Here is a 25,169-nt window from a genome sequence, read left to right as displayed (position 1 = left end):
ACGAATAACGAATAACGAATAACGAATAACGACTAACGAATCACATGCCATTGCGTCTGGCGACCCGCTATGTAAGTCACCTTCTCACCGTCAAATAGCGCACTTTGCTCGAGCATAATCTGCACATTTTGGCCGTCCCACATGGCTAGTGGCACTTTGGCATTTCCTTCAATCGCATAGGCGGTATTGGCATACAAAGGCCAGTCGCCACGGATAGGTGTGGGACCTTGGTTATCCCACATGCCAATCGTTGGCCCAGGGGCGTGCCCGTAGAAGCCAAGTGGATGGGTGTAGGTGCTGGTGATCATGCTTTCCGCGGTGGTTTTCGCGATAGTCGCTTCTAGCACTTCGTTGCCTGTGCGACCCACCGTAAAGGCGTCAGTTAAATGGTCTTGCCACTTGTTGCCCACCGCCATCGCAGCTTTTAATTCAGCCGGCACGTCGGTTTCGCCAAAATTAAGCACATAGCCCAGCTCTTGGGTATCTGTACACAGTTTCAGGTAACAAATACCCACATCTGTGTGAATAACGTCGCCTCTTTGAATGGTTTTGTCACTTTGTCCACAGAAAGGCTGTTCGTCGGTACAGCCTTGGCCCTTACGTTGTAGGGTTACATAAGGCATGAACCACACCGGCAACTGCAGTTCGGCAAAGCGTTCGCGGATATACCATGCTACGTCTTGGGTGGTTGTTATACCGGGTGTGATCACACGGTTGCTGAAGGCTTCGGCGATAACCCCGCGTGCCAAGCTTACCACCTGAGGGTAGATTTCAATTTCTTCTGCTGTACGGGTCTCGACCCAGCGCACAATGAGATCTTCAGCGGACACGAGGCGTTGTTCGAGTGGCTCAGGTAACGCTTCTTGTAAACGCTGGTGCAAACCGTGGCTAAGACCATCAGCGACGGGCCAATCGCGCGAGACGTTTATGCCAATTCGTTGCGGGTCTTTGTCAGCAATCAGGTCAGCCAAAGCTTGCCACTGTGCATCGAGTTCGCCGCCAGCCCAGGCCGACTCATAGGGTTCACCCAATGGATAGCGGTTGACCGACAGGCGCTCGATGGTGCCGTCGGCTAAGCGGTTAAACACCAGCATGGTGGTGCGCCGTGCCGCAAAAGTCGGTTGTGGTACCAGCGTGTAATAGACTGGATCCTCCGCATATTCGCGGTTGATAACCAGCCACATATCGAGCTCAGTTTCTGCCATGAGCTGTGGCAATAACTCGGTTAATCGGGTGGTCAGCATGCGGTTCTCTGGACCGATGCGGTCTTGATAGCTGAGCACGCTGTAGTTGTCGGCATTAGCAATGACACGCCCTTGCTCGGCTGGCTGCGCCCAAGCGCCTGCTTGAGTGCTTGTCAAAGCCAGAGCGACGAGCGTTTTTATTAGTGTTTTCATAACGCTACCTTGAAGTTCTAATGTTGAAGCTGCTTTTGTGATTATGCTTCGATAGTAGCGGTGTTTCGCCGGTCGAGGCAATGCTTATTCGCTACGCTTGCGTTTAGCAGAGTTGCTCTTGCGTTGGTTGGGGCGCACATGACGCGCTAAAATGCGTTTTTTTTCGGCTTGCACCTGCGCTTCTTTACGCCAGCCCCACAGTAAGTCGCGCGCCCGTTTACCGCTTGCTTTGAGATCCACAATCGGGAATGGATAGTCGCGGCCAAGGTGGCAGCCGTAGAGCTGCTGCTCAAGCATGCTTAACTGCCAGGGGCTATGGATCAGCTCTGGCGGCACTTCGCTTAGTTCTGGGCACCATTGTTTAATAAAACTCCCTTCGGGGTCATGTTCTTCGCTCTGCTTGACCGGATTATAAATGCGTATGGTGTTGGTGCCGGTGACGCCAGCTTGCATTTGAAATTGCGGGTAGTGAATCCCAGGCTCAAAGTCGAGAAAAAGCTGGGCTAAATGGTGCACGCCTTCACGCCAATCAATGAGGAGATGGTGACAGAGAAAGCTGACTAGCATGGCGCGCATACGGAAATTAATGTAACCGGTCGCTTGCAAACAGCGCATGCAGGCATCAACTAAGGGGTACCCAGTGAGTCCTTGTTGCCATGCATGTAAGTGCTCGCTTACTTGCTCGTCGTTACGGTAAGGAAAGGATTGATAGCCACGGTTCACGGGACGCCATTCCATTTCATGTTCGCTTTCAAACTTCTGGATAAAATGGCAGTGCCAGTGCAAACGCGACGCAAACGCCCGCAACGACATGCGCCAACCGGGTTGCTGCCAGTGTTTGAGGAGCTGTTGGTAGACTTCCCGCAAACTAAGGTTACCCCAAGCGAGATATGCGGAGAGGCGCGAACAGGCCGTGCGACTGGCCTCTGGTTTCGAAATAGCAAAACGGTAATCTTTACCGCGGGTCGAGAAGAAGCTGGCCATCGTGGCGTGCGCTGCGAATAGCCCGCCCTGCTGAAAGTGCTCGTCGGCAGTGCGCCAAGCGGTGGGTATTTGTGCGCTTTGTTCGAGTTCACTGAGCCAATGGGGTTGCCAAGCCATCGCCTGCTCCCAGTTTGGTCGAGCGAGCGGGGCACGCATCACATTTTGCCATTGTTTGTCCCAGTCGTGGCGTTGGGTTTTACCACGTTGTACTGCGCCAGTCGGGCTCTCATGCCAAGCAATTGTATGGCTGCGACACCATTGCTGAACCTCTTGGTCACGCTTATAGGTCAGCTCCAAGCCAACTTCCTCGTGGCTATAGAGTGCTGCTATCGGTTGTTGCTGCTGAATGGCTTGCAGACTTGCCAGCACTTCGTCGTAGCGCACCAAGAGCGGCAAAGGCACGCGCTTTTCTAAGCCCTGCTGCAGCGCTTCGAGGCTCTGCCACACAAAGCGCCAATGCCGCTCAGAATAATGTTCGTCAACAACAATGCTGGGTTCAAAGCAGTAGAGCAGCAGCACTGGGTGGCCGCTGGCAATGGCACGTTGCAAAGGCTCGTGATCGCGCAGCCTCAAGTCGCGCTTGAGCCAAACGACGGCGAGCGGCTGCTGATTTTGCATTTATTAGCCCTTCATTCGTTAGTTCTGTATCGGCCAGTCGGCGGCATCAATCCACTCCGGTTGCGCAGCTACATCACCTTGCCAACGTTCGATAAATTCGCCCTTTGGATCGTACTGTTGGGTTTGCTTGGCGAGGTCAAAACGCCGATGGCCACGCGGGTCAGCACCCACCCCAGCGAGATATTGCCAGTTGCCCCAGTTTGAAGCGACGTCATAGTCGATCAGTTGTTGCTCAAAAAATGCTGCGCCATAACGCCAGTCGAGTTCGAGTTCATGCACAAAGCAACTCGCGACTAACTGGCGGCCTCGATTGGACATGTAACCAGTGGCGTTGAGCTGGTTCATACAAGCATTGACGATGGGGTATGCGGTGGTGCCACTGCACCATTGCTGCCAGCGCGATGAATAAAAACTCGTTTGTGGGCGTTTATCCTGGATCCCCGTAAACTTGAATAGGCGTTGCTGGTGGTGGCGCGCATACCAATGAAAATACTCGCGCCAGAGTAGTTCGAAGAAAATCCAATAACTGCTTTCGTTGGCACCCTGTTGCGCTTCATAGGCGCACAATTGCGCGTGAATGCGTCGCGCGCTGAGACTGCCGTTGGCGAGCCAAGCGGAAAACTTGGTCGACGCCGACCATTCATCGAGTGCATTGCGCGTTGCTTTATAGGTACTGGCGGCAGTGCTCGCAAAGTAGCTGTTGAGATGTTGCTGAGCCGCCAACTCTCCGCCGTTAAACTCAGCATGATGCGGGGTCGTTATCGCTGGCAGACCCGCCGCATGGTGTTCTAACAGCGCCCCAACGAAGTTTGGCGGTGGTGGTAACTGTCGCGGCATCGCCAGCGGCGTAGCGATAGCTTGACGCAGATCTTGCTGCTCGAGTTTGCGGCGAAACTTCGAGAAACTATCGGGTAACTCGGCAAGTGAAAAAGGTAACTGGTTGCTGTTAAACAGCGTATTGTTGTTCACTTGCTGGTGCTTGATGAGTGGATAGCGTTGCTGCAGTAAGCGCTGATAAGTGCGTTCGTACTGCCCCGCATGCTCGCTACTGTAGAGCGCATCGATTGGAAATTGGCCAAAGAGCTCAGCCAGAGTATGCAATGGACTCTGGTAGCTCACAATCAGATCCTGGCCTAACGCTTGCAGTTGTTTGCGTAGCTCGGTGAGCGACTCGAGTAAAAATCGCCAGCGATGAGCGCCAACGGTGACCAGGCCATAGCGATTATGCTGGAACCACTTCGGGTTCACGCAGTAGACGAAAAGCAACTGCTCACATTCGTCTGCCGCACGGTGGATGAGCGGATTGTCATCAAGCCGCAGATCATCTTGTAACCAAACGAGACCGATTCGATACATCTTAGACTGTCATCATTGCTGTAAAGTGACTACTATAACGTAACAAATGCTTATCTAGATCGGTCGGCTGCGTTGCCGGCAGCTCGATACTCTATTTATTAAGGCACTGTCATTTATCAGCACATCGCTTCCCGGGGGTCGCATGACACAGCAATTGGTGCGTTCAACAGCATTGTTTGGCGCGGTCATTCTAGGTTTAGGCTCAATTGTTGGAACGGGCGCCTTTGTGAGTATTGGCTTCGGTTATGCTTTGGCCGGTGAATGGCTGCTCTACGCCATCTTGCTGGCTGCTTTTGTGGCTCTTTGTAATGGCCTATCGAGTGCTCAATTAGCTGCTGTGCACCCAGTGAGCGGCGGCACTTATGAGTACGGCTATAAATTTTTAAATCATGACCTAGGGTTCGTAGCCGGCTGGTTTTTTATCGCCGCAAAAAGTGCCTCGGCGGCCGCAGCAGCGCTTGCCAGCGCATGGCTGATGAACCAGTACCTCGGTTGGCCAGAATGGGCGGTCACAAGTATCGCGATCGGCTTTATTGTGTTTCTTACCGCGTTGGTACTGGCCGGTTTGCGCCGCTCCAACCAAGTGAATGCTTTGTTGGTGGGTCTGGCCATCGCCAGCCTCATTGTTTTTGTGGTTTGGTCAGCACAAGCGCCACGACCAGCCGCCTTCGTACGTGATTCGGCAGAATTCTCGCTGCGCGACTTTTTGGCGGCCGCAGGATTGTTGTTTGTTGCCTATACTGGATATGGACGTATCGCCACCATGGGGGAAGAGGTGCAAGAGCCTCGGCGCGTAATCCCGCGCGCAATTATCGCCACAATGGTGGTAGTGACTGTACTCTATGGTGCGGTGGCATGGGCGTTGATGCAGCGCAATCCACTGTTCATTGGCGAAGACTTTATTTTGACTCAGTTAATGGCACCTGGACTGGCGCGCGATTTTGTTTTTATTGGAGCCATCCTGGCGATGTTGGGTGTCACCTTGAATTTGATACTGGGCGTTTCGCGGGTGGTTTTGGCCATGGCACGGCGGGGCGATTTACCCCATGCTTGGGCGACACTCAATAGCACGCGGACTTCAGCGCCCACGGCGACCTGGGTAACGGCAGCGGTAATGATCGCGATTGCAGCTTTGGGTGGAATTCGCTTAGCTTGGACGTTTAGCGCATTTACCGTACTTATCTACTATTCAATTACTAATTTAGCCGCACTAAAAGTGCAGCGTGAGCAACGGTTTATCGCAAAAACATGGCCCTTGCTTGGTCTTGTCGGCTGTGTCAGTCTGGCAGTTATGTTGCATGTTGGCACTGTGTTTATTGGGTTGGTGCTCTTGATACTCGGTTTAGCTTGGCATCGTTACCGTTATCGAGCCTTACGTAATTAAGGAATTCACTTGGCGTTTCAACAGCTTGCGTGGGAACATCAGTTACTAGTCTATGGCCTTCTTTTGGCTTTAGCGTCGCTTGCGCTTGGTTGGTGGATAGGGCATCGCGAACGCGTGCGTTTGGCGCGCTTAGTTGCAGCAAAATTTCGGACCTTAGCATCGCTTGCCCAGAATAAGTCTCTGGAAGAAAAGTTAACCGATATCTGTGCATTGATCGAAGACCAAATTGATGACGCCCTGTGCTCAGTTATGTTGGTTGATGATCGCAAGCGTGAGCTCAATGCTGCCAGTGCTCTGAGTCTGCCGTCTGAATTTGTCGCTAAGCTTCAAGGCTTGCCCATCGCGGACGGCGTCGGCGCATGCGGCACGGCTGCCTACCGCCGAGTGCCAATTATTGTCTCTGATATGACCCACGATGCACGCTTTGATGCCTTTCGCGAAATCATCGCTGAATTTAAATTACGTGCCTGTTGGTCTTACCCAGTGCTGTCACCCGCCCATAAAAATGTAATCGGCACATTTGCTGTTTATTTTCGTAAGCGTCGCGAACCGACCTTGCGAGAACTTGATTTATTGCAGCGTAGCCGCGACCTCGTTGCGCTGGTGATTGATCAACACAATGATCGCGTGCAGCGGGAACGTAGTGAGCAGCATAATCGCTCACTGTTTAGCTATAACCCTGAAGCGGTGTTCACCCTCGACCTTGAGGGTAATTTTATGAGCCTCAACCGCGCCGGGGCCGATTTGATTGGTTATGACGAGCTTGAAGTGCTCGGACAAAACTATGAAATGGTGGTGGCAGAGCCTGACCGCGAGCGCACCCTTGCGCACTTTGAGGCAACAAAAACGGGCAAGCCGCAACGTTACGAGATCAAAATCTTTAACCGCAAAGGTGAGCTGCGTGATCTCGATGTAACCAATATGCCAATTATCATCAACGGTGAAATTACCGGGATACACGGTATTGCCAAAGATATGACCGTGCAACGTCGCAATGAGTCGCGACTGAAAATTTTCGAGCGAAGCGTGGAGTCCAGCAATAATGGCGTGATCATTAGTGACGCAAACCAGAAAGCGTTTCCAATTATTTATGTGAACCCAGCTTTCAAAGAAATTACCGGGTATCACGAAGACAACGAACTTTTGGGCCGTAGTTGTAGCTTTCTGCAGGGCGCAGAAACCGATCCTGAGGCAGTTGAGAAAATCCGCCATGCGCTGCACACCCGCAGCGAGGTTCGCGTCACCATTCGCAATTACCGTAAAGATGGCACGCCGTTTTGGAACGATTTGCTGATTTCCCCAGTGCGCGACGGCGAAAAAGTAACCCACTTTATTGGTCTGCAAAGCGATATTACCGAGCGGGTTGAACGCGAAGAGGCACTCGCGTTTATGGCGCAGCATGATGTGCTGACTCACCTGCCAAATCGAAATGCGCTGGAAAACCACCTTGCCCGTGCATTGGCCCAAACTGGCGAGAATCCAGCGCAGGTTTTCGTCTTATTTATCGACCTAGACGGCTTCAAGCCGATCAATGACAGTCTTGGGCATGCAGTAGGTGACCGTATTCTCACTGAAACAGCTGAACGCTTGCAGCAGCAAATCGGGCCAAACGACCTGTTGGCGCGCTTTGGTGGTGATGAGTTTGTCGCGGTGGTTACGAGTGCGCGGGAGCGCGAGCAGGTGACCTTATTAGTGGGGCGGTTATTGGCGCAGTTTAACAATCCCTATCGCTTTGATGACTTAGAAGTATCGTTATCAGCAACAATAGGTATTGCCGATAACAGTGGCGAATTTAATTACCCGGTTGAGCTGATTCAGCGTGCCGATGTTGCCATGTATGAAGCGAAACGTCGTGGTGGCAGCTCGTGGCACTGGTACAGTTCGGATCTTGATGCCGGTATGCAGCAGCAAGTTGAATTACGCACACACTTGCAAGAAGCGATTCAAAAAGAGCAGTTCGAACTGTTTTACCAACCGATTGTTGACCGTAATGGAACACCACGAGCGGTCGAAGCATTGGTGCGTTGGAAGCATCCTGAGCGCGGTTATATTCCACCTAACGATTTTATTCCATTGGCGGAAGCAACGGGGCAGATTATTGCTATTGCCGATTGGGTTTTTGCGCGTGCCTGCCGTGATACCAAAGCACTGATTGGCGCAGGGCTTGAGAGTGTAAGTGTCAACTTTTCACCGCTGCAGTTTTACCGTGACGATTTTATTGAAAACGTTGCTGCAACGGTGCATGACTATGCCATTGAACCGGGACAGTTGGTCATCGAGATCACCGAAAACGTCTTCGTACGCGATAGTGCGCACATGATTGCGCTCTTGCACAAATTGCGTGAGCTCGGCCTGAAAATATCTATCGATGATTTCGGTACCGGCTTTGCTAGCTTAAGTTACTTAAATCAACTCCCTGTGGATGTCATCAAAATTGACCGTACGTTTATTTCCGGTGTCGACAATGCGCAACGGAATTCCGCCATAACCCGAGGGGTATTGATGATAGCCAAAGAGCTTGGCGTGAAAACAATTGCCGAAGGCGTAGAGACAGAAGGCGAACGTGAATTTGTTATTGCGCATGGTAGCGACCTGTTACAGGGCTATTTATTCTGTCGCCCACAGCCACTTGATGAGGTGTTAGCTTGGATAGCCGCGCAGAGTAAGCGATAACTCACTTGCGCGGCAATGGCTTTCTAGCTTAGAAACGGTAGTCCAAACCAATAGAAACCGTTTGTGGTTTGTTCGGCCGTGCGCCGTAAGGTAAGCGTGAAATAATCACTTGCTCGTCAAAGATGTTCTCAACTTTTAAGAACACGGTGGTTTGTGCGCTTAACGGATAGCGGCTGATCCAGTCGACGGTAAACAGCGATTCAGTGGTGGCAAAGGCACTATCGTCACGCTGGCAACCCACGCTCACACAAGTCTCGTCCATGTATTTTACAACTGCGTGATTGTCCCAACCGTTGTCCAGCAACAAACCGATTTGTGCACTGAAGATTTGCTCTGGAATGTCTGCCAAGGTATCGCCGTCCTGCACGCCTGTCAGTGCATTATCCTCGCTAATCTCAGCACTGGTGTAGGTATAGTTGAAACTGACTGGGAGGCGTGCGCCTTCAAGCTGCCACTCATTACCTAATTGCAGTTCGATACCTTGCACTAGTGCTTCACCTGTCACGTAGCTCCCTGACGTAGCACCATTGCTACATGGGCTTGCCACTGAGCAGCTCTCCGCCTGATTATTGAAGTCACTACGGAAGAAAATGGCTTCAGCAAATAGGCTTTGTGCCTGGTAACGTGCGCCAAACTCGTAGTTGGTGCTGGTTTCTGGTTCATCGGTTTCGGTTGCGCCGCCACCGAGAGGGGCAAAGCCACGATGCACACCAGCTAGCAACTGTACTGAATCATTTAAGTCGTACGTGAATGAAAGACCTGGCAACCATTCTTGCGCTGTGCTGCTGCGTGCGCTAGGCGCGTCACTGCGATCAACACTGGCAAATTGCTCACGGAAAGTATCGACATCTTCGTAGCGCAAGGTCGCTTGTACCTTCAAGTTGGCTGTTGCTTGCCAAGCGTCAGCGAGCCAAAATGCCATGGCATCAGCGCCTTCAAGACGATTATCACCACCCGTTGGCTGAATAGTTTCTTGATAAACCAAGCTGCCATTGACCTGATCGTAAACCTCTACCGGTTGGAAGCGATCCATGCGGTCGCTATGGTCACGCACGCCGACTTCAACTTGGTGGTCGCCCCAAGAGCTTTGTATACGCGCTTCAATACCATAAGACTCGTATGCGCGGTTGTTGTGCGTGTACTCAAGGTCCTGTACATCGCGAGTGCCGTCAAGAATGGCTTGTGCCTCGGTATCGCCAGCGTTGGCAGCATTAATGAGGCTGCTTGGACTGCCTTTGAACCAATCGCGCTTGTATTCATTGCGGTAGCCCACCACAGACAGGTTCAGGTTGTCAGCTAAATCGGCTTCGTAAGTAAGGCTCAGACCGGTGTGTTGGTTATCCATTTGGTCGATAGCGGTTAAGCCATAACGGCGGTTTGGGTTGCGTGCAAAGTCTACGTCAGTTAACCCTGCGTAGGTTTCGTTCGAAACTTGCTCAGAGTACTGCGCTTTTGCAGTTAAGCTCTGATTAACGCCGGACCAACGCAGCTTGACCAAGTAGTCTTCGATATCGTGACCAGCGTCGCGGTTGCTGCGATCAATTTCTTTAAAGCCATCACTGTCGCGTTGCACGGTATCAATCAACCAGCCCCAAGCACCCTCTGTACCGCCATAATAAGCATGAATATCGCGGCTGTTGTTTTCCCCCATACGCAAGGTAACTTGCCCTTGGCGTTGTTGTGGAATCGGCGTGGTCACGAGATTAATGACACCACCGGTGGTTTGTGGTCCGTAGCGCAGCAACGGCGCGCCTTTAAGCACTTCGATGGTGTGCATACGGTAAGCTTCAGGAAAGTAATAAGCCGCTGGGTTTGAGTAAGGTGCTGGCGCAATCATCACGCCGTCTTCGAGCAAGGTAACTTTACTTGAACGGCCACCTGCTGCCGCACGAATACCAATGTTGGGGCGCAGGCCCTGGCCGTCTTCTTCACGAATGTAGACGCCTGGAACGGTTTTCAGCACTTGGTTGATGTCGGTATTAACTTCAACCTCAAGTTGCTCTGGTGCCACCACGGCACTTGAGCCTGCCACGGTGCGCGCAGCTTGTTTGTCACCAATGATCTGGATGACTTCAGTAGCGTCAGCTGTCGTCGTGGCAACTTCTTCTGCAGAAGTTGTTGTGCTGGTGAGTGCTAATGTGATTGCACCGGCCAGAAGTGAATAACGCATGTTTCCCCCAAAATTCGTGTCGCGAAAAATCGGGGGAGATTATAAATGCAAACTATTCGCATTTGCAATGGCTCAGATCACAAAAAGATTCTTATACATGCGTTCGGCGTAATCGTCGGTCATGCCGGCAATATAATCACAGAGGATACGGTCGGCGCCGGCTTGACCCTCTTGTTCATAGGCTGCTTGCCAACGCGCTCGGGTGTTGTGCGGTAAAAGCCGTAATGGCTCGTTGTGAAAAGCACTAAACAGATTGAGCAGCATGGTTTGGCTGCGATAGCGTAATTGCTGAATAGAGGGTTGATTGATGACATGTTCAAATACCACTGCTTTAAGGCTATCAAGCAAAAAGCGTTGCGGATCAGGCAGCACAGCATTGAAACGTATTAGTTCTTCGCTGACGTCGGGTAACACCTCTTTGATACGCACGGCGGTGACGAAAATATTCACTAAGGCACCTATGGCGTCTTTGCGTACGCTGTGTTCGCGCGAGAAAAGCTGCGTCCCAAGCTGGCGCATTAACGTGCTTAAGTCACCATCAAGACTACTCACCACATGGTCGATATGGGTATGCCACTGGTTTTCTGACAAGGTGCCTGTGACCACTGCATCTTCGAGATCATGCACGCCGTAAGCAATGTCGTCGGCCAGCTCCATGAGTGAGGCATCGAAACTCTTGTGGAGTGAGCGTTGCCAGGGCGAGCGTTCAAGTTTCTCAACTTCTTGAAAGCGTTGCCGATCGGCTGCGCTGAGCGGCTCAAGCACCCAGTCGAGTAAGTCTGCGTCACAGGCAAACAACGCTTTTGCCGGTCGCCACTCAGCTAGGCTTCCGGGGTTCGCGAGCGTGTCAGGGACCGGCCAATCTGGCATCAGAACAGGGTATTTTAATAAACCTAACAATGAGCGCCGCGTCAGATCCATGCCATGCTCGGCATGATACGCTTCAAGTTTGCCAACAATACGGAAAGTTTGGCCGTTGCCCTCGAAGCCTCCGGACGCGAGCATCTTATAGTTCAAGGCGGTTTCACCGCCGTGGCCAAAGGGTGGGTGACCAATGTCATGAGCGAGACACAGCGTTTCCATCAAGTTTAGATCGGGTAACAGTTGGCGCTCTTCGCTACTGCCGACATGGTGCAACTGATTGATCAGCGATGTGCCGATTTGCGCGGCTTCAAGTGAATGCGTCAGGCGTGTACGGTAAAAATCATTTTCCCCGACATTCATGATTTGAGTTTTTGATTGCAAACGCCGAAAGGCAGCAGAATGCAGTACGCGAGCGCGATCACGTTGCCATGGGGTGCGTCGATCGCCGGGGCGTTGCGCGGAAGGGCCTGATCGTCGGGCTTGCCAATACTCGTTCATAGCTACTCCTAGTCTGCTGCAGGTTCTTGCACATGTGTCTGTTCATAGTATGCTATGTTTACAGTGAGATACCAATAATGAATAGGAACAATAAGATAGCTGACAAATTCAAAGGACCCATGGAATGAATGATTTTTTAGCGCAATGGCAGAGTGCCGCAATGACCAGTCTAGGTTTTTTTTGGATGGCGTTGTGGGCGTTTATTCTTGGCTACTTTATCAGTAGCGTCATTCAGGTTTTGGTAACGCGACGACAAATGCGCGCAGTGATGGGTGACGATGGAGCTAAATCTATTGCGCTGGGTACTTTTTTTGGCTTTATTTCTAGTTCCTGTAGTTTTGCTGCGCTGGCCACCACGCGAGCACTTTTCAACAAAGGTGCGGCGTTCTCGGCTGCAATGGCATTTATGCTTGCCTCGACGAACTTGGTCATTGAGCTAGGCTTTGTTATCGCTGTTTTCTTGAGTTGGCAATTTGTCGTCGGCGAATATCTAGGCGGCTTCCTACTCATTTTATTCGCCTGGTTATTTGTCAAACTGACACGCCCGAAAAAGTTAATCAAAGAGGCGCGTGACGAAGAACAGGACGACGGCGAAGAAAACGGTTATGACGTGCGCCACTGGGGCGACCTAACCGACCCAGAGCTTTGGCAGATGGTTGCTAATCGCTATGTCATGGAATGGCAAATGGTCTGGAAAGACATCCTCATCGGTTTCACGGTGGCGGGCCTTATTTCGGCGTTTGTACCCTCGGAGTTTTTCACCTGGCTATTCCAAGGTGCAGGCGCTAATGCCAGCGAACTCAGCTTTGGGCAAGTGTTACAGCAAACGGTGATCGGTCCTATTGCCGCCTTTTTTACCTTTATTGGCTCGATGGGCAATATTCCACTTGCTGCAGTGCTATTTGGTGAAGGGGTTGCTTTTGCCGGCGTCATGGCCTTTATCTTTTCTGATTTGGTTGTGTTGCCGGTATTACGGATTAATGCGCAGTACTATGGTTGGAAAATGGCGCTGTATATTTCTGCGATGTTATTTACCTGCTTGGTGGTGGCCTCACTGCTTATGCATTACGGTCTTGCTGCCTTTGACTTATTACCTGATGCCAGCCAAATCGAAAATATCACGGAGCGTGATCACTTTAAAATCAACTACGGTTTTTACTTAAATCTGCTCGGCCTGCTGGTGACAGGAGCGCTTCTGTATCAACGCTGGCGCGCTCAGCAACATGACCATGCGGGCCATGATCATAGCCATGATCATAACCATGGGGGAGCGTCGCTCGGTACGCGCATCATGCAAATCTTGTCCGCACTTGCGGCAGCGTGGTTGGTGATTGGCGGCTTACTCAGCATTGGCTGAAGACAACGCAGTTACGCCCCTGTAGTTTGGCTTCATACATGGCGCGATCGGCGCAACGCACGAGCTCTCCTGTGCCGGTGGCATGGGTAGGATAAATGGCGACGCCAATACTCGCTGAAATTTCTAACTGCAGATGCTCGACGGCAAAGGGTTTGGCCAGTTCATCGCGCAGCCGCTCGGCAATCGCTAGCGCGGTGGACTTGGCGCTGTCCACCTGAGGGTGAGCTTCGGTTAACACCAAAAATTCATCGCCGCCGATGCGACACGCCAAATCACTATCACGCAAACACGCTTTGATACGCCGCGCAACGTGAATCAGCAACTGGTCGCCAACACTATGGCCGTATTGGTCATTGACGGGCTTAAAGTTGTCGAGGTCGATAAATAAAACAGCGAGCGCACGTTGGCGTTGCTCACAATGACGCAGCGCTAGTTCGAATGCTTCATCAAAGGAGGCTCGGTTCGGCAAATTGGTGAGCATATCTTGTCGGGCAAGGCGCGCCATCTTTTCTCGCTGTTCCCGCTGTTCAGTAATTTCGCGAGCAATACCGAGCAGATAGTCGCTATCATTCTCACGCCCGTCTACCTTCGCTGCGCGACAGGTATACCAGTGCCATTCGCCATCATTGTGACGTACCCTGAATTCGAGGTCTTCAACCAGAGGACCATCGTTGAGTAGCGATTGAATAAACGCATTACAGTTGGCCAAATCGTCTTGATGCACAACTGTCGTATAGGACTGATAAAGTGGATCGCTTTGTTCATCGCCAACAATCCGTCGCCAATTAGGCGAAAGATAGCCAATCGTGCCATTGGCATCTAACGTGAAAATAATATCCGAGGCATTCTTGACCAAAGTTTGGAAGCGTTGTTCACTTGCAATAAGGTCAAGTTCGAGTTGTTTGCGATGGGTTGCTTCAACGATATAACCGGTCCAGACCAAGGTTCCATCATCGAGCTCTTCGCCGCTATCGTGTGCATCAAGCCATAACTGTTTGCCATCAGGGCGGATAAAGCGAAACGGATGATGCCATTCTCTGTGTTGTTGAGCTGAGAGAATACTCGCTTCGATGACTTCTTCGACATCTTCTGGGTGAATAGCGTCGAGGAGTGGGCGGGCGTCTTCGGTCAATAGTTGCGGCGAGAACCCAAGCATCTCCTCGACATTTGCACTTATGTGAGTGAAGCGAAAATGACCGCTCGGCTCACGTATGATTTGGTACGTGAGGCCGGGCATCTTATCGAGAAAACGTTGCCAGTCCATTTTTCGCCTACGCTTCGAGTAATAGCTGAATACTAACTAAGTATTAGTCGCGAAAGTTCTCAAATTGCAAGGGTAATTCGATATCCGACGCACGCAACAACGCCATGGTTTGCTGCAGATCATCTCTTTTCTTACCCGATACACGGACTTTCTCACCTTGAATTGAGGCCTGAACTTTCAGCTTACTATCTTTGACAAGTTTAACGATTTGCTTCGCTAAAGGCTGGTCAATGCCTTGCTTAAAGGTGACAGTTGTACTGTAGGTTTTGCCGCTGTGATTGAGCTCTTGCGGTGTTTCTGTACCCGCCATACTGAGGTTTCGTTTGGCACAGTGGTTAGCGAAAATATCGTACAGCTGCTGCACTTGGAAGTCTGACTCGGACGCCAGAGTTACCGTGAACTCATTGAGTTCAATACGGGCTTCGACGCCGCGAAAATCAAAGCGCGAATCAAGTTCACGATTGGCATTATCTACGGCGTTTTTTAGTTCGACACGATCGATCTCTGAAACTATATCAAATGTTGGCATTAGGACCGCCTTTTGGCTTCTTTTCGTAAACGTATGTTTTATTATCATTAATAAATGTTGTTATCACAAGAAAATGTGTGTTGCCAGTAACTGATTTCGTCCCAAGCCCCTAATGTTATTTGGAAGTATAGCCGTCTATATTGACAAGTGTTGTTTGGCTCAGTACATTCGCTGTCACAGCCCATTAATCTGAGTTCGTCCGTCGACATGCCTTTTTCTTATCAAGATATCTCTGTCAGACTCCCGCAGGGCGAGTTGGCGTTGCGGAGTTATGGCCGCGACGATGCTCCTGTGGTGCTGATCTTGGGTGGCATTTCCGGCGGCCGCAACATTTATCAGGCGGAGCCGCAGCATGCGGGACGGGGCTGGTGGCAAGGCTTGGTGGAAGACGCTGAATTGCAATGCTACCGCTTACTTGCCGTCGACTATTTTGGTGGCATGGGCGCGAGTCATTGTGACGAAGTTCCGGCCACAGTGGAAGCCCATGCTGAGCTGCTGGCATATGCGCTGCGAGAACTGGGAGTGATGCGGTTACATGGGCTCATTGGCGGCTCATTTGGTGGCTGTGTGGCGCTATGTTTGGCCCAGCATGAGGAGTTTAGTGATGCACGTCTGGTCGTCTTAGGTGCTGCCCACCGACCCACCGCGCAAGCCGTTATTGTACGCAGCTTGCAGCGGGATTTTGTCGCGCTTGGGCAGGCCGCTGGGCAAGACCGACGTGGTGTAGAGTTAGCGCGGGCACTGGCCATGTTGAGTTATCGCGGTGCACAAGGACTTGATACTCGGTTCCCTGATCCAGCGGGTGCCGTCGCCTATGTACACGAGCGCGCGGCGCAATTGGTGGATTCGAATCCGCAGCAAGCCGAGCAGCTCTTTGCCTGCTTCGGGCCGGCGTTGGACCATTTCCGTGTGCCACCTCAAGCCATTCGTAACCCCACCTTGTTAGTTAGTTTTGCCGATGACTATTTGGCGCCATCTCACCTGATGAGCGAATTCGCAGTCTTACTGCCTGATTGTCGTGAGCACCTTGAAGTTGCGACGGTGCATGGGCACGACGGTTTTATTCTCAATACGGCAAGCTTTGGGCCGCAACTTAAACAGTTTTTGGAGGAAGCATGAGCCAAGCTGAAATTGCGCTGGGCGTAGTAGGAGCAGGTACTATTGGTGGTTATTGGTTAGATCATTTCGCCACCCAATTGTCGCTTGCGTCACAAAGTCGTGTCACAGCCATTTTTCGCAGTAAGCGAGCATTGATAAAACCGCGTGGCATAGCTAGTGAGCGCTGGCGCCAAGACTTTGCTGCCGCAGCAGAGCAAAGCGATGCGGACACGATTCTGAAGTGGATCAGGGCCAGCCAACAACGTGGACAGCAAACCGTGTTATTGGACCTCACCGCAGCAAAATCCATCAGTCGTGACTACGTGGCGTGGGTGAAGGCTGGCGCGCATATTATCTCGGCGAACAAATATGCCGGTTCGAGTGGCTTGGCTTACTATCGCGAGTTACAGCGGACATTGCAGCAATATCAACGTAACTGGCTCTATAACACGACGGTTGGAGCGGGCTTGCCTATTTTGACTGCAATTGCCGAGCGCTGTCGCTGCGGCGACGAGATTCTGCGTATTGAAGGGAATTTATCCGGCTCTTTATCGTGGATTTTCCAAAACTATCGCAGTGGTGATGCCTTGTCTGAGTGGCTATTAAAGGCGCGCGAACAGGGACTGACCGAGCCTGACCCGCGCACCGATCTCGGCGGCATGGACGTCGCCCGTAAGTTAGTGATTCTGGCACGTGAAGCGGGGCTGCCCTTGCAGTTGGCTGATGTCAGGATTCACAACCTCGTACCCGAAACCTTACGTGATGGCACAACGGAGGAGTTTTTACAGCGCCTGAACGAATTTGATAGTGCTTTTGATAACTGGCGCCAAGGCGCTGATGCTCAGGCGAAGCAGTGGGTTTACCTAGGATACATCGCGCGAAGCGCTACCGGCGAGCTAAGTGCGGGCACCGAGCTGGTATCCATTAATGGCGACTCGGTCTATGCGCGCTTACCACCTGGCAATGCCAACTTTACCGTGCGCAGCCAGCAATATGATGCCAACCCACTGGTGATTCAGGGGCCCGGCGCTGGACCTGAAGTCACGGCGGCGGGCGTTCATAGCGATGTATTACAGCTCATTACTCTGCTGAAAAAGTAGAGAGTTGAAAAAGTAGCCGAAAAAAGCTTGCACATTGCACTGACTTAATTAATATGGACGTCTAAACGTATAAACATCCGTATCGACGTATTTATTACAAGTGAGTGCTTTATGTCTGAACATTACCGAGCTGCAACATTAGCTATCCACCATGGCTATGAAACCGATCCGACCACCAAAGCCGTGGCAACCCCAATTTATCAAACCGCGGCGTTTGCCTTTGACGATGCACAGCACGGTGCCGATCTATTTGATTTAGCGGTGCCGGGCAATATTTACTCGCGCATCATGAATCCGACCAATGACGTCTTGGAGCAACGCGTGGCTGCCCTCGAGGGCGGTGTTGCTGGCTTAGCGGTAGCATCGGGGATGGCGGCGATTCAGTACACTTTGATCACGCTTGCCAGCCAAGGCGACAATATTGTTACCACCCCGCAACTCTATGGCGGTACCTACACTTTATTTGCGCACATGCTGCCGTCGTTTGGCATCGAAGTGCGCTTTGCTAAATCAGACAGCGCCGAAGATTTAGCCGCTTGTGTCGACGAACGCACGAAGGCGCTGTACTGCGAAACCATTGGTAATCCAGCGGGCAACATTGCCGACCTTGAAGGCTACGGTAAACTGGCTGAACAGCATGGCATACCGTTAGTGGTCGATAACACTGTCGCTAGCCCGTCGTTGTGTAAGCCGCTGGACTGGGGCGCGCACATTGTCGTGCATTCGCTGACCAAGTACATCGGTGGTCACGGCACCACGATTGGCGGTTTGATTGTGGACGGTGGACGCTTCGATTGGGTCAAGCACAAAGCCAAATTTCCGCAGTTTAATGAACCTGAACCTGCGTATCACGGCGTAGTGTACAACGAAGCCTTTGCAGCGGCAGCCTTTATTGCCCGAGTGCGCACCGTGGCGCTGCGTAACACTGGTGCGGCGTTGTCGCCGTTTAATGCCTTCTTAATTTTGCAGGGATTGGAAACCTTGGAGCTACGCATTGAACGCCATTGTCAAAACACTGAGCGGGTGCTGCACTTCTTACAGCATCACCCCGAAGTTGCGTGGGTCAATTATGCCGGCCTCGAGAATCATCCAAACTATGAACTGGCACAGAAGTACATTCGTGGCGGTCTTCCCGCGTCGCTGCTTACCTTCGGCTTAAAAGGCGGTTACGAGGCAGGTGTACAGTTCTACGACAAACTAAAACTCTTTAAGCGTCTAGTAAATATTGGAGATGCTAAATCTCTGGCTTGTCACCCAGCCTCGACCACGCACCGGCAGTTAACCCCAGAGGAGCAACTCAAGGTCGGTGTGAAGCCCGAAGCTATACGTTTGTGTGTGGGCATTGAGCATCCTGATGACATTATTGGCGACCTCGAGCAGGCTTTAGTAAAGACGGCTCAGAAAGTAGCTGCAACCAACTAGATTAGGTATAGTGAGCCTCTTTGACGTTAGCCTGAGATAGAAACATGCAAAGAGGTTTACAATGGGTGGTGCTTGCCTTGGTGAGCACCTTACTTATCAGTTGTGCGGCGGTGGTCGAAGAAAGTTTGTCGATGCGCCCGTCAGGGTTTTCAAATGAAGGCGACACGGAAGCTTCGCTGCGCAATTTAAAACTGACGACCCGCGAGTTTTGCCTGCCCTTTCTCGGTGGTTGCACCGGGTATCTGTACGGTAAGCCCTATCATTTGTTGGGCCAAGATGCGCAAGATGATGTTGCGAAGTTTGACTTTGATTTCGCCTTTGACGTTGGCGATGGCATTGAAGAGTACCAACTGAATTTAAAACGTGAAGAGGTTAATCCGCAGCGCGGTACCGTGGTGCTGCTGCATGGCTACGGTGGCAATAAATCGACCATGGCGATTAACGCAGCCTATTTCATGTTTCTTGGTTATCACGTGGTGGTGCCGGATTTGTTGGGGCATGGACAGTCAACCGTGGACCAAATGGGTTTTGGCGTGCGTGACGCTGAGCTGATCACGGCTTTATTGGACAGCTTACCGCAACGCGAGATGCCGAAGCCCTTATACCTCGCTGGTTTGTCGATGGGCACTGTCGCTGCGGCGCATGTGGCTAAGCAACGAGACGACGTCGACGGCTTAATTCTGTTTGCGCCGATGGCGCCTATGGATGAGGCAACCAATGCGATGCTCGAAGCTTGGTACCCGCAATTAAGTAAACTTATGCCGGTTGCATCGGTGCGCGAAGGCGTGATTGGTGCAATGCAGCGCCAGGATATCGAGCTTGCCGATACCGACTTAAAACAGCTTCTGCCGCAGCTTGCTTTGCCGACATTAATAATCGCCAGCGACATGGATACCGTTGCGCCCTATGAACGCTACCTGCCATTAGAGTCAGCAGAGCGTACGTTGGTAATGGCGCCGGGGCGCCATCACATCACCGTGGGCATTGTGGATAATGAGCTGCACCAGCACATTAGCGCTTGGCTCACCGCGCAATAACGGCTATTGCAGCATCTCATCGGGGATGGGCACCTCGATACAGGCACACAAAATTGCCAATAGCTGACGCTCCGCTGGTGACACGACATTATCTTTACGTACGGTCATCAGCCATTTCTCAATGAGCGTTTCCTTGGCTTTGGGCGCCCAACCACGGCACGTATTTAGGGCTTTGCTGAGTGTTTCACGGTCAACATCTTGCCCTGCATCAGTGCGTTCCAAAGCTGTGATCGTTACATCCAAAGCTTTTTGATTATCGAGGGTGTCTTTGAATTTACCTTTCGGTAGGAGTTGCCGGGCGAGCAGCTGGTACAGACCCCAATGGAAGAGATCTTGGCTCTGCGCCATTGCTTGCAAGTCTTTCAGCAGGTTTAAGCGTTGTGATTCAGAGGCTTGCCTTAAGGCAGGTACTGCCAGCTCAACCAATGCCAATTGCTGGGCCGGATTTAACCCTTTCAGAACCTCGTTAGGCTCACCAAGCAGTTCGCTCAGCACCAAGTCGTGCACCAGTTTTGGTGCCTGTTGGGGGCTATGTGCCTGTTCAAGCAGCACTGCAGGGAGTGCTAGCATCGCCAACTTATTCAGTGCCGAAGGCTTAGGCTGAGCCTCAACATGTTCTTTTTCAGAGCGACTGCGGGCTTTACGTGGCTCTGGATAGCGCCCGTTCCAGTGCGGCTCGATGCGTTTGATGCGCTTTTCGAGCGGCGGGTGGGTCGCCATCATGCCAAACCAGTGTTTGAGCGCTTCACCAAAAAATAAATGCGCCGCTTCATCAGCGTTTTTGCTGACCAGACGGCTACCGTACTGGCGTGCACCGATTTGCTTCAACGCACCCGAAAGCGCTTCTGGGTTACGCGTGAATTGCACTGCTGCAGCATCGGCCAGGAACTCGCGCTGGCGACTCACGGCTGCTTTTATCAAGTTGCCAAACAGCACACCGATTCCACCAACAATCATTAGGCCAATGCCAACCAGAGGTAGCGCATTCTTGTTGTTTCGACCACGACTGCGGCCACCGGAGTACAACAAAATACGGCCTAAGTGAGCCACTGCAAGAATCCCTGCGAGTGCCGCAATTAAGCGAATATTCAAGCGCATGTCACCGTTTAGAATGTGGCTGAACTCGTGGGCGACAACGCCTTGTAACTGCTCGCGTGAGAAAGCTTCGACGGAGCCGCGGGTGAGGCCGATAACGGCATCACGGGTGTCATACCCAGCTGCAAAGGCATTAATGTTGCTCTCGTGGGGCAAGATATACACCGCAGGAACGGGCATATTGGCGGCAATTGCCATTTCTTCGACGACATTCAGTACACGGCGCTCAACGGCGTCTTGGGTATCAGGCGAGACCAGCTCTCCGCCGAGATATTCGGCAATGACCTTACCGCCAGCTTTTAATTGCAGCCACTTAAACAGCATGACCAGCAGAATACCGCCACCCACTGCCAAGCTCACCCACAAAAACGGTTCGATACTCAGTTGATAGCCACCGTTGCCATCGGTTTGTACTGCCCCAGCAATAAAAGCCACGACTAACGTTACGGCAGCAATAATCAGGCCGAAGGCAAGAAAAAATAGCAGGACGAGCAGACCCGTATTACGTCGGGCCTGCTGTTGATGTTCAAAGAAATTAACCATTCTAATACGACTTAAAAGTTAACTTTAGGTGCGGCTTGAATCTCGGCACTATCCGCGAACTCTAGCAAGCTGGCGTCTTTACCGTGACCAAAGAAGCTCGCAAAAGCGACCGGCGGGAATGACTGACGATAAGTGTTGTAGCTCATCACCGCATCGTTAAACGCTTGGCGGGCAAACGCCACACGGTTCTCAGTGCTGGTCAATTCTTCCGACACTTGCATCATGTTTTCGTTAGCTTTCAGCTCTGGGTACGCTTCCATCACCACATTCAAACGACCTAAAGCGCTACCTAATGCACTTTCGGCTCCGCCTAATTCATGCATGGCGTTGGCATTACGTGGATCTTGTGCGGCTTTGGGCAACGCGGCTGCAGCCTGATTACGCGCTTGGGTTACCGCTTCAAGGGTTTCACTTTCGTGTTTCAAATAGGCTTTTGCGGTTTCAACCAAATTAGGAATCAGGTCATAACGACGTTTAAGTTGCACTTCGATTTGCGCAAACGCATTTTCGAATTGGTTTTTTAGACGTACAAGTTTGTTGTAAATGCTGATCAAATACACAAACAAGACGACGGCGATGATGATAATAATCCAACCTGTACTCATGTCGGTTTTCCTTGTTGTTAAGATGTCGCACGCTTATCAGCAACATGCTATGCTTTGCCGTCATTCGCAAGCGATTTTTAGAAGCCATGACGACATCCACCGCTGACGGAAATTTATTTATTGTTGCTGCACCAAGTGGTGCAGGTAAATCCAGTTTAATCCGTGCTTTGCTCGAGCGCCACAATGATGGCAGCATGCAAGTCTCGGTTTCGTGCACCACGCGAGCGCCGCGCCCTGGTGAGGTCGATGGTGTGCACTATCACTTTTTAGATGTTGAAACGTTCCAGCGCAAGATCGAAGAAAATGCCTTTTACGAATGGGCCAAAGTCTTCGATAACTACTATGGCACGTCACGCCTAGTGATTGAAGAGACCTTGCAACAAGGCATTGATGTTTTTTTAGACATTGATTGGCAGGGTGCACGACAAGTACGCGAAGCTTATCCGCAAGCTCAGTCCATTTTCATCGTGCCGCCAAGCCTGGAAACTCTTGAACAACGCCTGCGCAGCCGCGGCCAAGATAGCGACGAAGTCATTGCTGGGCGGATGGCCAAGGCGCAAGCGGAAATGTCCCATTACCACGAGTTTGACTATTTGCTAGTGAATGATGATTTCAATGAAAGTTTGGCCAATTTTGAGCACATAGTGTTGGCACGACGCCAGAGAATGGCGTTGCAGCAATCACGACATGCGGCTAAACTCAAAGATCTCTTGGCGAATGCTGGTTAAATCCGTATAATTCGTGACCCATTTTGCAATTGCAATCTATTTTATTAAGTTGGAGTAACTATGGCGCGCGTAACTGTAGAAGAAGCTGTTGATCGTATTGGCAATCGATTTGACTTGGTATTAGTCGCCTCACGCCGTGCCCGTCAGTTGGCCACCCAAGGCAAAGACGCTTTGGTTCCGTGGAAAAACGAGAAAGCGACTGTGGTCGCCTTGCGTGAAATCGAAGAAGGCTTGATCGACGCCGAGCGCTTGGATGTTGAAGAGCGCACTGAAATGGCTCAGCAAGACGCTGATGAACTTGCTGCTGTAGATGCGATTCGTGGTCTTGAGTAACGCGGGTGTATTTATTTGAAGGTCTCCGGCAGCAACTAGCCGAGTATCTCCCACCTGATCAGGTGCAGCGTGCGGCTGCGGCCTTTAAATTGGCCGCAGAAGCACACAAAACGCAAAAACGCCGTAGTGGCGAACCTTATATTACCCATCCTGTTGCCGTAGCTGGCATTCTTGCAGACATGCGTCTCGACCATGAAACCATCATGTCGGCGCTGTTGCATGACGTTATCGAAGATACCGAATTCACCCAAGAAGACTTAGCTGAGCAGTTCGGCTCGACCGTTGCTGAGCTTGTTGAAGGTGTCTCGAAGCTCGACAAGCTTACGTTTGACTCCAAAGAAGAGTTACAAACCGAAAACTATCGCAAGATGATCATGGCGATGGTGCATGACATTCGGGTGATTTTGATTAAGCTTGCCGACCGTACGCACAACATGCGCACCATCGGCCATTTGCGCCCAGATAAGCGCCGCCGCATTGCGCGCGAGACCCTCGAGATTTATGCACCGCTGGCCCACCGCTTGGGTATTCACGACATCAAGAACGAGCTCGAGCACTTAGGCTTTTTTGCCTTGTATCCGTGGCGGGCAAAACTACTTGAGTCGCAAGTGAAGCAAGCGCGTGGCAATCGCCGAGAGCTGGTTGAGCGGGTGCAAAAAGAGATCGAAGCGCGGCTGCATGAACATGGTATCAATGCTCGCGTGATAGGACGTGAAAAGCACTTGTACAGCATTTATAAGAAAATGCTGAGCAAGGAGTTGCACTTTGAGCAGGTGATGGACATTTACGCGTTTCGCGTGATTGTAGATGAAGTTGATACTTGCTACCGCGTGCTCGGTGCCCTGCATAACCTCTACAAGCCGATAGAAACGCGGTTTAAAGATTATATTGCGATCCCGAAATCGAATGGCTATCAGTCGCTGCATACTTCATTGAAAGGCCCGCACGGCATTCCGGTAGAAATTCAGATCCGTACCGAAGAAATGAATCTAATGGCTGACCGCGGGGTTGCTGCGCACTGGCTGTATAAAACTGACGAAAGTTCAGGTACCACCGCGCAGGTACGCGCCCGCCGCTGGATGCAAAGCCTATTGGAGCTACAACAAAGCACGGGTAATGCGTTTGAGTTTATCGAGAACGTGAAGTCCGAGCTATTCCCAGAAGAAATTTACGTGTTCACGCCAGAAGGCCGCATTATTGAGTTGCCGCAGGGTGCGACACCGGTCGACTTTGCTTACGCGGTCCACACCGATATCGGTAACACCTGTATTGGTGCACGCGTTAACCACAAGGTGTATTCACTGAGTAAGCCATTGGAAACTGGGCAGACCGTCGAAATTAAGACCGCACCGGGTTCACGCCCTAACATTGCATGGCTGAACTTTGCCGTCACAGGTAAAGCGCGGGCTAAGATTCGTCAGTACCTCAAAGGGCAAGAAACCCGCGAAGCCGAGCAATTAGGCGAACGTTTGTTGCGCGCCGCATTGGGTCCAGTGAATTACAATGACATCTCGGCGGAAGAATTTGCGCGGGTTTGTGAAGAGGTCAAAATAGAAGACAAGTCACAGTTATTACGCGAAATCGGGCTCGGCAATATGATGTCGGTCGCGATTGCCAAGCGCTTGTTAGGTGAAGTGCAGCAACTTAAAGACGAGCAACCAAGTAATGGGCGCGGTTTGGCGATCAAAGGTGCCGAGGGCTTATTGGTGAGTTTTGCCAAGTGCTGCCGACCGATTCCAGGTGACGATATTATTGCGCATGTAAGCCCAGGTAAAGGCTTGGTGATTCACCGTCGCGAATGTAAAAACGTTCGCGGTCACGAAGACGAACCAGGACGCTACTTCCCTGTGCAATGGGACAACAAGCCCGATGCTGAGTTTGTTACCGAAGTGCGGGTCGAGGTGGTCAACCATCAGGGCGCGTTAGCGAAACTTACTTCTGCTATTTCGGCGACTGGCTGTAATATTCATGGCCTGAAAACCGAAGAAGTCGACGCCAACATTTACTATATTGATGTGGCGCTCACCGTTCATGATAGAAAACAACTTGCGGATGTCATCCGTCATATTCGCAAGATGCCAGATGTACAACGCGTCGCGCGTTTAAGGAAATAA

Annotated in this window: 19 protein-coding genes; 10 read left to right on the top strand and 9 right to left on the bottom strand. The window is 51.5% G+C overall.

Annotated features, from left to right (window positions below):
- Positions 1 to 32: 32 nt before the first annotated feature.
- From CWE21_RS06710 to CWE21_RS06700, 3 genes are all read right to left on the bottom strand, one after another.
- Positions 33 to 1,397 (bottom strand): M24 family metallopeptidase, encoded by a 1,365-nt coding sequence (locus CWE21_RS06710; RefSeq protein WP_126833681.1) that lies wholly within the window; start codon positions 1,395 to 1,397, stop codon positions 33 to 35.
- A gap of 84 nt (positions 1,398 to 1,481) precedes the next feature.
- Positions 1,482 to 2,999, bottom strand: coding sequence for a cryptochrome/deoxyribodipyrimidine photo-lyase family protein (locus CWE21_RS06705; RefSeq protein WP_126833680.1), 1,518 nt, complete (start codon positions 2,997 to 2,999; stop codon positions 1,482 to 1,484).
- An 18-nt stretch (positions 3,000 to 3,017) separates the two neighbouring features.
- The gene (locus tag CWE21_RS06700) at positions 3,018 to 4,355 is read right to left on the bottom strand and encodes a DASH family cryptochrome (RefSeq protein ID WP_126833679.1); all 1,338 of its coding nucleotides are present in this window, start codon (positions 4,353 to 4,355) and stop codon (positions 3,018 to 3,020) included.
- Between the two features lie 142 nt (positions 4,356 to 4,497).
- Between CWE21_RS06700 and CWE21_RS06695 the strand changes: the two genes are divergently transcribed.
- Together CWE21_RS06695 and CWE21_RS06690 are read left to right on the top strand one after the other, a co-directional pair.
- Positions 4,498 to 5,739: an APC family permease gene (locus tag CWE21_RS06695; protein WP_126833678.1), complete on the top strand. Its 1,242-nt coding sequence runs from the start codon at positions 4,498 to 4,500 to the stop codon at positions 5,737 to 5,739.
- Positions 5,740 to 5,748: 9 nt separating this feature from the next.
- The gene (locus CWE21_RS06690; RefSeq protein WP_126833677.1) at positions 5,749 to 8,412 is read left to right on the top strand and encodes an EAL domain-containing protein; all 2,664 of its coding nucleotides are present in this window, start codon (positions 5,749 to 5,751) and stop codon (positions 8,410 to 8,412) included.
- 28 nt (positions 8,413 to 8,440) lie between these two features.
- On the opposite strand, the gene CWE21_RS06685 is transcribed toward CWE21_RS06690, so the two are convergent.
- Positions 8,441 to 10,582, bottom strand: coding sequence for a TonB-dependent receptor family protein (locus CWE21_RS06685; protein WP_126833676.1), 2,142 nt, complete (start codon positions 10,580 to 10,582; stop codon positions 8,441 to 8,443).
- 72 nt (positions 10,583 to 10,654) lie between these two features.
- Positions 10,655 to 11,944 (bottom strand): anti-phage deoxyguanosine triphosphatase, encoded by a 1,290-nt coding sequence (locus tag CWE21_RS06680; protein ID WP_126833675.1) that lies wholly within the window; start codon positions 11,942 to 11,944, stop codon positions 10,655 to 10,657.
- A gap of 124 nt (positions 11,945 to 12,068) precedes the next feature.
- Between CWE21_RS06680 and CWE21_RS06675 the strand changes: the two genes are divergently transcribed.
- Positions 12,069 to 13,301, top strand: coding sequence for a permease (locus tag CWE21_RS06675; RefSeq protein ID WP_126833674.1), 1,233 nt, complete (start codon positions 12,069 to 12,071; stop codon positions 13,299 to 13,301).
- Here CWE21_RS06675 and CWE21_RS06670 read toward each other — a convergent pair.
- On the bottom strand, positions 13,288 to 14,565 hold the full coding sequence (locus tag CWE21_RS06670; RefSeq protein WP_126833673.1) for a GGDEF domain-containing protein: 1,278 nt from the start codon (positions 14,563 to 14,565) through the stop codon (positions 13,288 to 13,290). The two genes, CWE21_RS06675 and CWE21_RS06670, sit on opposite strands and share 14 nt — an antisense overlap.
- A 43-nt stretch (positions 14,566 to 14,608) precedes the next feature.
- Positions 14,609 to 15,094: a YajQ family cyclic di-GMP-binding protein gene (locus CWE21_RS06665; protein ID WP_126833672.1), complete on the bottom strand. Its 486-nt coding sequence runs from the start codon at positions 15,092 to 15,094 to the stop codon at positions 14,609 to 14,611.
- Positions 15,095 to 15,301: 207 nt separating this feature from the next.
- Between CWE21_RS06665 and CWE21_RS06660 the strand changes: the two genes are divergently transcribed.
- From CWE21_RS06660 to CWE21_RS06645, 4 genes are all read left to right on the top strand, one after another.
- Positions 15,302 to 16,213 (top strand): alpha/beta fold hydrolase, encoded by a 912-nt coding sequence (locus CWE21_RS06660; protein WP_126833671.1) that lies wholly within the window; start codon positions 15,302 to 15,304, stop codon positions 16,211 to 16,213.
- Entirely contained in the window at positions 16,210 to 17,292 is a 1,083-nt protein-coding gene (locus tag CWE21_RS06655) for a homoserine dehydrogenase family protein (RefSeq protein ID WP_126833670.1), read from the top strand. The genes CWE21_RS06660 and CWE21_RS06655 overlap by 4 nt, the downstream gene beginning before the upstream one ends.
- A gap of 111 nt (positions 17,293 to 17,403) precedes the next feature.
- Entirely contained in the window at positions 17,404 to 18,714 is a 1,311-nt protein-coding gene (locus CWE21_RS06650; protein ID WP_126833669.1) for an O-acetylhomoserine aminocarboxypropyltransferase/cysteine synthase family protein, read from the top strand.
- 44 nt (positions 18,715 to 18,758) lie between these two features.
- Positions 18,759 to 19,751 carry an alpha/beta hydrolase gene (locus CWE21_RS06645; protein WP_126833668.1) on the top strand — a complete coding sequence of 331 codons (993 nt, stop codon included), beginning with the start codon at positions 18,759 to 18,761 and terminating at the stop codon, positions 19,749 to 19,751.
- 3 nt (positions 19,752 to 19,754) lie between these two features.
- Here CWE21_RS06645 and CWE21_RS06640 read toward each other — a convergent pair whose 3' ends face one another.
- Both CWE21_RS06640 and CWE21_RS06635 read right to left on the bottom strand, forming a co-directional pair.
- Positions 19,755 to 21,389, bottom strand: coding sequence for a M48 family metallopeptidase (locus CWE21_RS06640; RefSeq protein WP_126833667.1), 1,635 nt, complete (start codon positions 21,387 to 21,389; stop codon positions 19,755 to 19,757).
- A gap of 11 nt (positions 21,390 to 21,400) precedes the next feature.
- On the bottom strand, positions 21,401 to 21,994 hold the full coding sequence (locus CWE21_RS06635) for a LemA family protein (protein ID WP_126833666.1): 594 nt from the start codon (positions 21,992 to 21,994) through the stop codon (positions 21,401 to 21,403).
- Positions 21,995 to 22,080: 86 nt separating this feature from the next.
- Here CWE21_RS06635 and gmk point away from each other — a divergent pair, with 86 nt between their 5' ends.
- From gmk to spoT, 3 genes are read left to right on the top strand one after another with little or no spacing between them, the layout of a single operon-like run.
- A complete protein-coding gene (gene gmk / locus CWE21_RS06630; RefSeq protein ID WP_126833665.1) occupies positions 22,081 to 22,722 on the top strand; it encodes a guanylate kinase in 642 nt (213 codons plus the stop codon).
- Positions 22,723 to 22,782: 60 nt separating this feature from the next.
- Complete coding sequence (gene rpoZ, locus CWE21_RS06625; RefSeq protein WP_126833664.1) at positions 22,783 to 23,055, top strand: DNA-directed RNA polymerase subunit omega; 273 nt, start codon at positions 22,783 to 22,785, stop codon at positions 23,053 to 23,055.
- A 5-nt stretch (positions 23,056 to 23,060) separates the two neighbouring features.
- Positions 23,061 to 25,169 carry a bifunctional GTP diphosphokinase/guanosine-3',5'-bis pyrophosphate 3'-pyrophosphohydrolase gene (spoT, locus tag CWE21_RS06620; protein WP_126833663.1) on the top strand — a complete coding sequence of 703 codons (2,109 nt, stop codon included), beginning with the start codon at positions 23,061 to 23,063 and terminating at the stop codon, positions 25,167 to 25,169.

The organism is Pseudidiomarina aquimaris, from assembly GCF_003987395.1.
GTDB classification, from domain to species: domain Bacteria; phylum Pseudomonadota; class Gammaproteobacteria; order Enterobacterales; family Alteromonadaceae; genus Pseudidiomarina; species Pseudidiomarina aquimaris.
This window is presented reverse-complemented; position numbering and strand designations above follow the sequence as displayed.